At 56.8% G+C, this 12,890-nt stretch carries 12 protein-coding genes; 1 reads left to right on the plus strand and 11 read right to left on the minus strand.

Features of this window, described 5'->3' with window-relative positions:
• From HBN68_RS07975 to puuE, 8 genes are all read right to left on the minus strand, one after another.
• Positions 1-786 (minus strand): outer membrane protein OmpK, encoded by a 786-nt coding sequence (locus tag HBN68_RS07975; protein ID WP_169963478.1) that lies wholly within the window; start codon positions 784-786, stop codon positions 1-3.
• Between the two features lie 346 nt (positions 787-1,132).
• Complete coding sequence (locus HBN68_RS07980) at positions 1,133-1,918, minus strand: outer membrane protein OmpK (protein ID WP_169963476.1); 786 nt, start codon at positions 1,916-1,918, stop codon at positions 1,133-1,135.
• Between the two features lie 91 nt (positions 1,919-2,009).
• Complete coding sequence (locus tag HBN68_RS07985) at positions 2,010-3,374, minus strand: nucleobase:cation symporter-2 family protein (protein WP_094994621.1); 1,365 nt, start codon at positions 3,372-3,374, stop codon at positions 2,010-2,012.
• 156 nt (positions 3,375-3,530) lie between these two features.
• Positions 3,531-4,820, minus strand: coding sequence for a urate hydroxylase PuuD (locus HBN68_RS07990; protein ID WP_094994622.1), 1,290 nt, complete (start codon positions 4,818-4,820; stop codon positions 3,531-3,533).
• Positions 4,821-4,868: 48 nt separating this feature from the next.
• A complete protein-coding gene (locus tag HBN68_RS07995; RefSeq protein ID WP_094994623.1) occupies positions 4,869-5,372 on the minus strand; it encodes an ureidoglycolate lyase in 504 nt (167 codons plus the stop codon).
• Positions 5,373-5,456: 84 nt separating this feature from the next.
• The gene (gene alc, locus HBN68_RS08000) at positions 5,457-6,452 is read right to left on the minus strand and encodes an allantoicase (protein ID WP_094994624.1); all 996 of its coding nucleotides are present in this window, start codon (positions 6,450-6,452) and stop codon (positions 5,457-5,459) included.
• Positions 6,453-6,513: 61 nt separating this feature from the next.
• Positions 6,514-7,029: a 2-oxo-4-hydroxy-4-carboxy-5-ureidoimidazoline decarboxylase gene (gene uraD, locus HBN68_RS08005; protein WP_094994625.1), complete on the minus strand. Its 516-nt coding sequence runs from the start codon at positions 7,027-7,029 to the stop codon at positions 6,514-6,516.
• Positions 7,026-7,955, minus strand: coding sequence for an allantoinase PuuE (gene puuE, locus HBN68_RS08010; protein ID WP_169963474.1), 930 nt, complete (start codon positions 7,953-7,955; stop codon positions 7,026-7,028). Before puuE ends, uraD begins: the two co-directional genes overlap by 4 nt.
• Positions 7,956-8,364: 409 nt before the next feature.
• Between puuE and uraH the strand changes: the two genes are divergently transcribed.
• Positions 8,365-8,718: a hydroxyisourate hydrolase gene (gene uraH / locus HBN68_RS08015; RefSeq protein ID WP_169963472.1), complete on the plus strand. Its 354-nt coding sequence runs from the start codon at positions 8,365-8,367 to the stop codon at positions 8,716-8,718.
• Positions 8,719-8,772: 54 nt separating this feature from the next.
• On the opposite strand, the gene HBN68_RS08020 is transcribed toward uraH, so the two are convergent.
• From HBN68_RS08020 to HBN68_RS08030, 3 genes are all read right to left on the minus strand, one after another.
• A complete protein-coding gene (locus HBN68_RS08020; protein ID WP_169963470.1) occupies positions 8,773-10,662 on the minus strand; it encodes a hypothetical protein in 1,890 nt (629 codons plus the stop codon).
• Positions 10,663-10,859: 197 nt separating this feature from the next.
• The gene (locus HBN68_RS08025; protein ID WP_169963468.1) at positions 10,860-11,486 is read right to left on the minus strand and encodes a LysE family translocator; all 627 of its coding nucleotides are present in this window, start codon (positions 11,484-11,486) and stop codon (positions 10,860-10,862) included.
• Between the two features lie 59 nt (positions 11,487-11,545).
• The gene (locus HBN68_RS08030; protein ID WP_178088492.1) at positions 11,546-12,865 is read right to left on the minus strand and encodes an NCS2 family permease; all 1,320 of its coding nucleotides are present in this window, start codon (positions 12,863-12,865) and stop codon (positions 11,546-11,548) included.
• Between the last annotated feature and the right edge of the window lie 25 nt (positions 12,866-12,890).

Raw genomic sequence — 12,890 nt, forward strand, 5'->3', positions numbered from 1 at the left:
TTAGAAGTGGTACTTGACCAACAGGCTGGCAGTGTCTTGGTTGGTTTTGAATGAACCGCTGTCTTCGATGCCGTACTTGTTCTTCCAGTAGTCGTACTCGATACCGACGTACAGCTGTTTGGCGCCCCAGTTCAACGCTTTGCCCAGGTCGTATTTGACCTGCGGGTTGAAGTGCAGGTTGGCGTGGTAGGTGCCGCGCGAATTCTGGTCGTTGTCGACCACCCAGTCCATGTAGCCGTCGATCACCACATCGGAATTGCCCAGCGGCAGGGTGTAGGACCATACCGGGGTGATCTGCCATACGCCCTTGCCGGGCCGATTGCCTTCGGGGAAGCGTTGGTAGAAGTTCAGCTGGAAATAGTCGAAGCCCGGCACATTGAGGTCGAAGCCCGGGCCGATCAGGTAAGCCTCGGTGTCGCCTTCGCCGTACTCATACGTCATGGCCAGCAAAACATCTTTGATCGGGCCGAACTCAAACTTCTGGTCGAAGATTTTGCCGAAGGACAAGCGTGGCGTGAACTCGCCGTAATAGGTGTTCGGGCCGACGTTGCCGTCTTCCTTGCCGTTATAAAAGATACGGTCGAGGAAAAAGAAGTTATCGCCGTACTTCCAGCTGTCTGCGTGTTCGAACGTCAGGGTTTGTTGAATCGACGGATTGACCTGAAAGTTCTTGCCCCACAAGTAAGTCAGGCTGTTGGTCTGCCATTGCAACAGGTCGCCGGCAACGGCCGGGGCCCCGCCCATCAAGCTCCCCGCGAGCATCAGGCCGGTCAGTGTGCGCTTCATTCGGTTGCTCCAAAAAATAAGTGTTCCGCAGTGAATGGAACGCAGTGCTCGGTGTTGGCACTTTGGTTCCGTGTTTAAAAGTTGGCTCTTCGGTCAACTTTATTAGCCTGAGCAAGTCTCGGGCCACGCCTGACAATTGGCCAAGGAAAATCCCTCGGCTGCTATGGGCAGTTGAGTCCTAAGTTGCGTAACTACTTGATCTTACTGAATAAAGTTGGCTTTAAAGTCAGCTTCGAAACAGCGCCCATATGTGAGCGCGGCGCAGAATACTGGCTCTGCCTGCGGTACTCAAGCGTTGCGTCACCACCGTTGGGCGGACGGTGACGCAATGTGCACTGAAAAGGCGCTAGAAGTGGAACTTGATCAGGGCACTGGCGGTGTTTTGGTTGGTGTCCAGGCGGCTGCTGTTCTCAATCCCGTATTTGTTCTTCCAGTAGCTGTATTCGAGCCCGACATACAGCTGCTTCTCCCCGATATTCAGCGCTTTGCCCAGGTCGTATTTCACCTGCGGGTTGAAATGCAGGTTGGCGTGGTAGGTGCCGCGTGAATTGCGGTCATTGTCGACCACCCAGTCCATGTACCCGTCGATCAGCACGTTGGAGCGGCCGGCGGGGATGGTGTAGGAAAACGACGGTGTGATCTGCCATACGCCTGTACCCGGCCGTGGGCCTTCGGTGTGGCGCCGATAGAAGTTCAGGGTGAAATAGTTGAAGCCGGGCACGGCCAGGTCGAATCCGGGGCCGATCAGGTAGGCCTCGCTGTCGCCTTCGCCATACTCATAGGTCATGGCCAGCAACACGTCCTTGACCGGGCCGAACGCCAGCGTGCGGTCGAGGATCTTGCCGAATGACAGGCGCGGGCTGAACTCGCCGTAATAGGTGTGCGGGCCTTTGTTGCGGTCGGGTTTACCGTTGTAAAAGATGCGGTCGACGAACAGAAAGTTATCGCCGTACTTCCATTTGTCTGCGTGTTCAAAGGTCACGGTTTGCTGGATGGACGGGTTAATCGCAAAGTTCTTGCCGTAGAGGTAAGTGAGGCTGTTGGTTTGCCACAGGAACACATCCCCGGCCATGACCTGACCGGCAACCAATAACCCACCCGCGAGCGTAGCGCCCCAGTGTATGCACTTCATGAGTAACTCCTTTTTTATTATTTTTGCAGAGCTCAAGCCCTTCACCCTGAGCGTCTGCGGCATAGAAACGCTCAGGGTGAAGGTGGGTACATCAATGCTGGTGCACGTGGCCACTCAAGGCAGCGCGCTCGGCGCCGCCCAGCACGTTGAACAGCAAGTTGAGGCAGACCGCGCTGACGGCGGCCATGGCGATACCGCTGTGGGTAATAGGACCCATCCACAACGGCAAGTGGGCGAAGAACTCGGGACGGACCACGGGGATCAGGCCCATGCCGATGCTCACAGCCACCAGCAACTGGTTGCGGCGGTCAGCGATGTCGGCTTCCTGAAGGATCTTGATACCCGTTGCGGCGACCATGCCGAACATGGCAATTGCCGCGCCACCCAGTACAGCAGGGGGGATCGACGCCACCAGAAAGGCTGCTTTGGGCAGCAGGCTCAAGGTAATCAGGAACGCGCCGGCCATGATGGTCACTGATCGGCAGCGCACCCCGGTCATTTGCACCAGGCCGATGTTTTGGGCGAAGGAAGAGTGGGTGAAGGTGTTGAAGAAACCGGCGATAAACGAAGCGCCCGCGTCACACAGCAAGCCGCGACGCAACATGCGCGGGGTGACTTCCTGACCGGTGATTTTGCCCAGTGCCAAAAACATCCCGGTGGACTCAACGAAGATGATCACCACCACCAGGCACATGGAGAGAATGGGTGCCAGATGAAACTCGGGCATGCCGAAATGCAGGGGCGTTACCACTTGGAACCACGGCGCGTTGCCAATACCGGTCAGGTCGACCATGCCGATAGCACCCGACAATACATAACCCAGCGCCATGCCGATCAGCACCGAGATATTGACCCAGAACCCGCGCATAAAACGGTTGATCAACAAGATCGTGCCCAGTACCAGCGCGGCGATGCACAGAAACACCGGCGAACCGAATTGCGCGGCAGCACTGCCGCCACCGGCCCAGTTCACGGCGACCGGGAACAGCGACAAACCAATCGATGTGATCACGGTGCCTGTCACCAGTGGCGGGAAGAACCGCACCACTTTGGACATGAACGGCGCGATGACCATGCCGAAGAAGCCCGCCGCAATGGTGGCCCCGAAGATGCCGGTCATGCCAATCCCCGGCATCCCCGCCATGGCCACCATACTGCCGACGGCCGCAAAACTGGCCCCCATCATCACGGGCATTCGGATGCCCATGGGGCCGATGCCCAGCGATTGAACAATGGTTGCGATCCCCGCCACCAACAGGTCGGCGTTGATCAGAAACGCAATTTCTTCACGACTCAGGCCCGCAGCTTGTCCGATGATCAGGGGCACGGCGACAGCGCCACCGTACATCAGCAACACGTGCTGCAAACCCACCAGAATCAACTGTAACAACGGCAGCCGCTGGATGGGCGGCGGGGCGGTCACGGCGGGTATGCGCGGTTCGGTTAGATCGGACATGCAACACCTCGGTCATTTTTATTGTTGTGAACTAGTGGTGTGGTTTTGTAGCCGCTACCGAAGACTGCGACAGACCCGACAGACTGCAAAACGCATCGGATCGGGCACCCGTCAAGGGCGGTCGCAGCCTTAGGTAGCGGCCACAAAGTGTGTGTATCAGTTAGTTTGGGCTCCTGTGTTAATCCAGGAACCGATGAGTTCACGCTCTTGCTGGGTCATTTGCGTAATGTTGCCCAGCGGCATGATTTGACTGGCGACAGCCTGTGCCTGAATGCGCGGTGCCATGAGCTTGATCTGTTGCGCGGTGTCAAACATCACCCCGGCAGGCGCTGCGCTGAACAGCGGGCTGGTGGGTTTGGAGGAGTGACACACGGTGCAGCGCTCTTGAATCACGGCATGCACTTGTTCGAAGTCAACTGTGGCAACCGGGGTAGCCGGGGCGGCGGGTGCAGTGACCGGTGCCGGGGTGGCGTCGGGCTTGGCACCGCTGACAGCGGTTTCCGGAATCGGTTGGTACTTGATGACCTTGGCGGTTTCGGGGGCTGTCGGCGCCGTGTTCGGGCCGGTGACATACGCCAGGCAGATCATGCCCAATGCGGCGACCGGCAAGGTCCAGGCATATTTATGGCTGTCGTGGCGGGTGTTGAAGTAGTGACGAACCAACACGGCCAGCACCGCGATACCGGCCAGAATCAACCAGTTGTACTGGCTGCCATAGGTGCTCGGGAAGTGGTTGCTGATCATGATGAACAGCACGGGCAAGGTGAAGTAGTTGTTATGACGTGAACGCAGCAAGCCTTTGGCCGGCAGGGCCGGATCGGGGGTGCGGCCTTCCTTGATCGCGGCCACCAGTGCACGTTGGGCCGGCATGATGATGCGGAACACGTTACCCACCATGATGGTGCCGATGATGGCGCCCACGTGCAGGTACGCGCCACGGCCACTGAACACCTTGCTCAGGCCGTACGCCGCCGCTACCAGCAGCACGAACAGGATGAAACCGAGCAACGCCGGGCGTTTGCCGAGGGCGGAGTCGCACAGAAAGTCGTAAACAAACCAGCCGGCAATCAACGAGCCGATACCGATGGCCACCGCTTCAGGCCCGCTCAGGGTGCTGCCGGGGGCGATCAGGTACAACGCCGGGTTGAAGTAAAACACCAGGCAAAGCAGGGCGATCCCTGACATCCAGGTGAAATAGGCTTCCCATTTAAACCAGTGCAGGTTTTCCGGCATGGAGGGTGGCGCCAGCTTGTATTTTTCGAGGTGATAGATACCGCCGCCGTGGATGGCCCATAAGTCGCCGGACAGGCCGTCCTTGGGGTTGTTGCGGTTAAGGTTGTTTTCCAGCCATACAAAGTAAAACGACGCACCGATCCAGGCCACGCCCGTAATCATATGAATCCAGCGCACGCTCAGATTCAGCCATTCCATCAAATGTGCTTCCACAGTCTTTACCTCTACCCGTCGCTCTTTTTTGAGCGTTTGGGCCTTCTCTTATTGGTGGGGGGCGAGGATCAGCAACTCATCCTCTTTAAAGAAATGCTCATCGCAGTTATTGCCTGTGCCACTGCGATCAACCACCAGGAAGTCATCCCGCTTTTCGATCGTCAGCACCGGGTGGTGCCAAACGCCGCGATGGTAATTAATGCCCTGCCTGCCGTTGGTGACGAAGGCGCGGACCAAGCCTGATACAGGTTCATCGCCAAGTGGCGCGACCACGATCAGAAAAGGGTGGCCGAGCAGCGGAATAAAAGCCTGGCTGCCCAACGGATGTCGCTCCAGCATGCGCACGGTGAACGGCATGTCCTGCGCATCGGCGCGGAAGATGCTGATGATCGCCTTGTCTTCTGGAGTGGCTGTTTCAACTTCGGCCAGACGATGAAAGCGCATGGTCGAACCGTTATTGATCATGAAGTGGTCGCTGCCGTCGGTTTCGATCACGTCACCGAACGGGGCAAAAGCTTCTTTGGTCAAGGGTTCAATCGTTAATGTGCGCATGGTCTGTCTTCTTGTTCTGGTTTCTGTGGTGTGTAGCGTGTGCCGTCGCTGCCGCGGGTGGCGGCAGCGACGGCAGGTCAAGCCTTACTTCGCGACTTTGCCCAGTACGCGCAGGCGGCTTACACCGCCGTCCGGGAACAGGTTGAGGCGAATGTGGGTGATCGGGCCGAGGTCTTTCAGTTGCTCGCTGTAAGTGTGCTCAGCGTGCATTTCCATCTTCTGGCTCGGCAGCAGCTCACGCCAGAACAGGCTCTGGGTTTCGATCTGGCTGTCGGTACCGCCTTTGACGTAGGCGCCCTGGATCGAGCAGCTGTCCGGGTAGTTGCCCTTGAAGTGCAGGGTGTCGACGATGATTTTTTCGATCTCGCCCGGATGGCCCAGCGCCACGATGACCCAGTCATTGCCCGGTGTGCGACGGCGCGCAGTTTCCCAGCCATCGCCCATGTTGATGCCGCGGCCCGGGTTGAGGATGTTGCTCATGCGGCCGAAGTGTTCATCGGAGCAAGCCAGGGCACGACCGCCGTTCAGGGCAGCAGCCAGGTCAACCTGTTCGTTGTCGCCGATCGAAGACCAGTCGCGGAACGGCACACCGTACACGCGCAGACGGGCTACGCCACCGTCCGGGTAAATGTTGAAGCGCAAGTGGCTGAATGCCTGATCGTTGCTGATCTCGTGGTAGTGATGGCTGTTGCCTTGCAGCTCAACGGCGGACAGCACTTCAACCCACTGGGTGGTTTCAGTCGGCTCGCCTTCGGCCAGGAAGCAGGCTTCCAGCGAGGCAGACGGCGGGAAGTTGCCGGTGAAGAACGAAGTGTCGATGTCCACGCCTTTGATCGAGCCGGGAACGCCCAGGCGGATCACTGCGCTGTCGTAGCCTTCAAAGCGCTTGCGGCGTGACTCCCAGCCGTCCATCCACTTGCCGTTGTCATCGAAAACGCCCTCCTTCCATACGGCCGGGGTCGGCTGGAACATGCGGTTGGCGTCAGCAAACCAGTCATCGGTCACGGAGATGATTTTGGTACCCAAGCGGGCGTCGGCCAGGTTGACGAACTTCTCGAACGGTACGGCGTAAGCTTTCATTCTTCTTGTCTGCCTTTGAATAAGTGGCTGGAGATGCCTATCCGGCAAGTGCCGGTTCGGCTTAGAGCTGGAGTAATCGGAACAGGGCTATTTTGTTGATTTCTGCCAACGCGCACGTGAACTCGGCGTCTGCCTCGTTGTGGATGCGGGTTTCGAACGCGGCGAGGATCTGATGCCGGTCGCTGCCTTTTACCGCCATGATGAAGGGAAACTTGAACTTGGCCTTGTAGGCGTCGTTCAGCTCGGTGAAGCGTTGGAACTCTTCGGCCGTGCATTGGTGAATACCGGCGCCAGCCTGTTCATGGGTGCTGGCTTCGGTCAGTTGGCCCTGAACGGCAGCTTTGCCGGCCAGGTCCGGGTGAGCGTTGATCAGTGCCAGCTGACTGGCGTGATCGGCGCTCAACAAAATGTCACTCATACGCTGGTGCAGGCTTTCGATCTGATCGACGCTGGCATCCAGGCCCAGGTCGTAAGCCTTTTCAGCGACCCACGGCGAGTGCTCGTAAATATCGGCAAAGGCCTGGACGAATGCTTCGCGGCTCAGGGTTGAAGGCGTGAGGGTCTTGAAGGTGCTCATCGGGCATTCTCTGCTTTAAACGGGTGTGTGGCTTGCCAGTGGCGGGCGATGTCGACACGGCGGGTGATCCACACGTGGTCATGGCCTTTGACGTACTCAATGAAGCGCTTGAGGGCAGCCAGGCGGGCAGGGCGGCCGACCAGGCGGCAGTGCAGGCCAATGGAAAGCATTTTTGGCGACTCGGCACCTTCGGCGTAGAGCACGTCGAACGCGTCCTTGAGGTACTGAAAGAACTGCTCGCCGTTATTGAAGCCCTGCACCTGGGTGAAGCGCATGTCATTGGTATCCAGCGTGTACGGGATCACCAGGTGCGGCTTGCCGGTCGGGTTGTTGGGTTCCCAGTACGGCAGGTCATCGTCATAGGTGTCGCAGTCATACAGAAAACCGCCTTCTTCCATCACCAGACGGCGCGTGTTCGGGCCGGTGCGACCGGTGTACCAGCCCAGCGGACGTTCACCGCTGATTTCAGTCAGGATGCGGATGGCTTCGAGCATGTGTTCACGCTCTTGGGCCTCATCCATGTACTGGTAGTCGATCCAGCGGTAGCCGTGGCTGCAAATCTCATGGCCGGCGGCAACCATGTCTTTGATGACTTGCGGGTGACGCTGGGCTGCCATGGCCACAGCAAACACTGTCAGCGGCAGGTCGAATTCCTTGAACAGCTTGAGAATCCGCCAGACGCCGACACGGCTGCCGTATTCATAAAGCGATTCCATGCTCATGTTGCGCTCGCCTTGCAGCGGTTGCGCAGAGACCATTTCCGAGAGGAAGGCTTCAGATTCTTTGTCACCGTGCAGGATGTTGCGCTCGCCGCCTTCTTCGTAATTGAGGACAAACGACAGGGCAATGCGGGCGTTGTTCGGCCAGTGCGGGTGGGGAGGGTTGGGACCGTAACCGATCAGGTCGCGTGGGTAATCAGCGCTCACTACAGTCTTCCTTATTATTCGTGTTGACAGTCGATCGGCCACATCTGGCTTCACTGCGATGGCCTGATTGTATACAACTTAATAAACACTTTGTAAGCCTGATTTTTTGCTTTTTTAACATGAATTGTGCTCGATGTGTACAAGCAAGAAACCTGCCTGATCGGTCATGCCGTGAATATAAAGTCGTGGAGAGGGGCGTCGTTGACAGGAAATCGCTGTGAGGCCGCGTGAACCGGGGCCTGCGTAAATGTGTGATTTTAATTGTGTACAATTTTTTTGATAAATGTCTTAATCATGGCTTCGCTGGTGCCCAATCGTGCTCCATACGGGTGCAGCGGCCCTTTTTATCAACTGACACCGGGAGGCGCGAGGCCTGCACGATCGACGATTCGGCAGGCGCGCAGAATCAATGGGACGTTTGACCACTCACGTTTTGGATGCCGCACACGGTTGCCCTGGCAGCTCGATCAAGGTCGAGTTGTTTCGGGTTGAAGGTTCACAGTTGGAACTGGTTGCCACGGCCCTGACCAACAGCGACGGTCGTTGCGACGCGCCGCTGCTGGAGGGTGATAATTACCGCTCCGGGGTCTACCAGGTGCAGTTCAGTGCCGGCGATTACTACCGCGCCCGCGGTGTGCAATTGCCAGAACCGGCCTTTCTGGATGTTGTGGTACTGCGCTTCGGTATTGATGCCGAACAAGCGCACTACCACGTACCGTTGTTGATTTCCCCTTACAGCTATTCCACGTATCGCGGAAGCTAGTTTCACCCTGCGCATGTGGTTTTTTGCCCGCTCACACTGCGGGCTTTTTTTATTTCACGGCCCAATCATTCGTATGCCTTGAACACGCACCAGTACGCGTATCGGGCAGCGCCAGGCAGGGTCCAGACTGTCGCGCGCTTCGAGTTGGAATTCCCCCCAGTATTCGCCCATGCGCAAAGAGCCATTGTCACTCAGGTGGTACTCCAGGGTGAAAAACAGACTGGATCCCTCAGGGCAAGGCTGGTTGTTATTCATTGGGCTTTTAGCGCACCCGCCTATAGATCTGGAGGCTCTGAGTTTAACGCTCGTTTGGGCGCCTGAAGGCCCTGTCACGCTAACGTTCAGCAAGGTGAAATTTTGATCCTCGGCCCGATCAGTCAACTGGGTGGGGCCGACTCCCGAATTTAAGGCAACGACACCGGATTGGCTGAGTGCAGGTCGGGGAATCTTGATTTGAGCAGCGCTTAGAGGGCTGTTATCTGTGCTGAGTCGCGAGAGCACCATCAATTCTGTAGTGCTTTGATTCAACGGCTGCCATGTGCTGTTGAGCAGGGTGAAAACCACAGAGTCATTGTTACGTAATGCATAGCGAGCGCCTTCCGGGGCCACGATGTCGGCAGGCAATTGGGCGGAAGAAACCGCATGGATAACGGCATGTTCAGGCGTATTGGCCGGTAGCAGGACTTCTCGCGAATAGTGTCGATTCGACATCTTAAACGCGAGGGTTGGGTAGCGTGATGTGAGTGCGTGCACAGTATGGCGATCTGACTGGGTCGGATTCTCCACGGGGGAATGTAGTTTCCACCGCCGCAGTGCACCGTCATAGATAAAGAAAAAACAAAGGCCATTACTTAATGGCAGGTGCTCAACATTCAGGTCCAGATTGCTGCCATTGATAAGCGTGACGCGTTGGGCCGTTGACGTGATAACGATCGTGTCATTGTGTGATGCACTGCTGGAGAAGAATACTTCCCGGCACCATTGACCATCGTGGAGCACTATCGTCAGTGCCCGGTGCTCGCCGGGCATAATCCCTTTAACAAAATGACTGCTATCGGGGCTTAATTGCACCGCTGGCCTTAATGCAGCCACCTTTATCAGATTGGCATGTCGGCAATTACCCACGATGTAGCTTCTTAATGTCCAGTCCGTATTGATTATTCTAAATGTTTGAATGTAGCTGTTGATATCCTTCGAGGCGAACCATTGACCGACTTTGTCGGAGAAATCATCGGGTGTGGGTGGGAATTTATTATATTTTGCGCATTGGATGGAGCGTAATTCTCCCTCGGGTATGGTCTCCTGCGCGACGCTGTCCATGAACGTTTTCAACGCATCGGTCGAAGGGGAGAAGTCACCTTTCCAACGCTGATTGACACCCCCCCAAAATAGCGCGTCGCGCAGGCCTCTGTTATAGGCAATTACCGTATTCATGGGGCCTCTGGATTGAATCTGTTTTAGCGTAAAGGATCTGTAATGCGCAGGAATGAGCGCGTCAGTTCCCAGAGTCGTTTTAATAAGCGTAGCCAGTTCGGCATGTGCATCAGGGGTGAAATGTTCAAAGGTGTGGAAGTCCAGAATAACCAGTTCTTTGCCACCGGTGCGCTGGTGGAAACTGTTCAGTGCATCCAGAATGTCTCTTTTAATATTTCTTCCGGACCTTATGTGGTGAACCAGTAAGAAACGCTCTTGCTGCGTGCGTGCGGTCGGGTCGAACTCCACGCGCAAATCCAGAACGCGAACACCCCGGATAAGTTGGTTGAAGGGAGAATAATCTTGGCAGGTTCCGAAACTGGACGTATATAAAGCCTCACTGTCGACGCCCGAATTATGAGTGCCTGGCAATATAAGGTCTTCGATTCTTAAGTTCTGAATATCTGGCGTTTCTGAAATCCAGCGGTCCCAGCGATCAAGTTCAGTAATTTGAACACTTTGTGGTGTCATGGTTTCGCACGTCCTTGTGGAGAGAAAAACCATCATGGAAATGCGTGAGCGATTGCTCAACTGCCAATATGTAAGTTTGACGTGATTATAAGTCACAGCATATGTATTGCACGGTTAACGAAAAAAACCGTCGGGTTCAGGAAGGAGGGCACAAGCCAGACAATCTATGTTCTGGCTTGTTTGAAGTACTTAATGAATCAGCGGCTCAACAGTGACGCTGTTCCCGCGATACTGAACAGCCCTGCACTGACCCGGTTGAACCAGCTTTGGCCCTTGCCGCTGCGCAAGTACGACGCAGCCCCGTGGGCGCCCAGGCCATAGGCCAGTTTGCAAAGCAAGTCGAGTACGGTCCAGGTCGCAATCATCACCAACAACTGATTAAGGAACGGCAAGTCGGGATTGAGAAATTGCGGCAGAAAGGCGGCAAAAAACAGGATGTCTTTCGGGTTGCTCGCACCCAGCACAAACGCGCGCCCGAACAGTGCACTGAAGCGTGGCTTAGGGGCGGCTTCAGGCACAGTGGCTACTTGTGCGGGCTGGCGCGACTGCTTCCAGCTTTGCCACGCGAGGTAGAACAGGTAGAGCGCGCCCACGATCTTAAGCGCGCTGAACAGTTGCTCCGAGGCCAGTAGCAATGCGCCCAACCCCAGCGCCGATGCGCTCAACAGGCAAATCGAGGCGAATACCCCGCCCAAAAAGGCCGGGTATGAACGGCGCAGGCCGTAGTTCAAGCTGTTGCTGATCATCAATAACGACAACGGCCCCGGAATCAGGATTACCACTAATGCCGCGCTGCTGAACAGCAGCCAGGTTTCCAGACTCATCACTTCCTCCATGTCACATGCGCCCCGCACAGCGGCGGGGCAGGTTGATATCACCCCGTTTACAGGTAAATAAACTTGGCGACGAAAATGGCGCACAGCACCCACAGGCTGATAGAGATTTCACGGTACTTGCCCGTACCGGCCTTGAGTGCCACGTAGCTGATGAAGCCCAGGGCAATGCCATCCGCTACTGAAAAGGTCAAAGGCATCATGATCATCGTCACGATGGCCGGAATGCAGTCAGTCGGCTCGTCCCAATTGATGTGTTGCATGCCGCCTACCATCAGCATGGCGACGTAGATCAGCGCACCGGCTGTGGCATACGCGGGGATCATGCCTGCCAGTGGGGCGAAAAACATGGCGGCAACAAACAGCACGCCCACGGTCACGGCTGTGAGTCCGGTACGTCCGCCTGCCGCCACGCCGGCAGCACTTTCAACGTAACTGGTGACGGGGGGGACGCCCACCACGGCCCCGAAGACGCTGGAGGCGCTGTCGGCCTTGAGCGCGCGGGACAGGTTTTCGATTTTGCCGTCAGCGTTCACCAGCCCGGCGCGTTGGGCCACGCCCATCAACGTGCCCGCAGTGTCAAACATGTGCACAAACAAAAAGGCCAGCACCACGCTGATCATGCTGATATTGAACACACCCTTGAGGTCCATGGCCATCCAGGTCGGCGCCAGGCTCGGTGGGGCAGAGAGAATGCCGTTGTAATGCACCAGATCCAGCCCCCAGCCGGCCAGCGTCACGGCGATAATGCTGATCAGGATCGCGCCAAACACGCGGTGATAACTGAGCACGGCAATCATCAAGAAGCACACGGCGGCCAGTAGCGGCGCGGGGTCACGCAAGGACCCAAGTTTGATCAGGGTCGCCGGGCTATCGACAATAATGCCCGAGGTTTTCAGGCCAATTAGGCCCAGAAACAGGCCGACGCCGGCACCCATGGCGTAGCGCAGGCTAACGGGAATGCTATTGAGCAGCCATTCGCGGACGCGCGACAGGGTCAAAATCAGAAAAAGTACCCCGGACACGAACACGGCGCCCAGCGCGGTTTCCCAGCTGTAGCCCATGGTCCCGACCACGGTGTAGGTGAAAAACGCATTCAAGCCCATCCCTGGGGCTAGGCCTACAGGCCAGTTGGCATACAGGCCCATGAGCAGGCTACCGAGTGCGGCAGCAATGCAGGTGGCGACAAAGGCCGCGCCATGGTTGATGCCAGCGTCAGCCATGATGTTGGGGTTGACGAAGATGATGTACGCCATGGTGATAAACGTGGTCAGCCCGGCGATCAATTCCGTTTTGACTGTGGTGCCATGCAGCGACAGTTTGAACAGGCGTTCTAGCCAGCCACGTTGAATGGGCGGCGATAGATCCAGGGCAGGGGCGTGCGGTTTAGGGCTG

The sequence above is a fragment of the Pseudomonas sp. WS 5078 genome (assembly GCF_012985745.1).
GTDB lineage: Bacteria > Pseudomonadota > Gammaproteobacteria > Pseudomonadales > Pseudomonadaceae > Aquipseudomonas > Aquipseudomonas lundensis_A.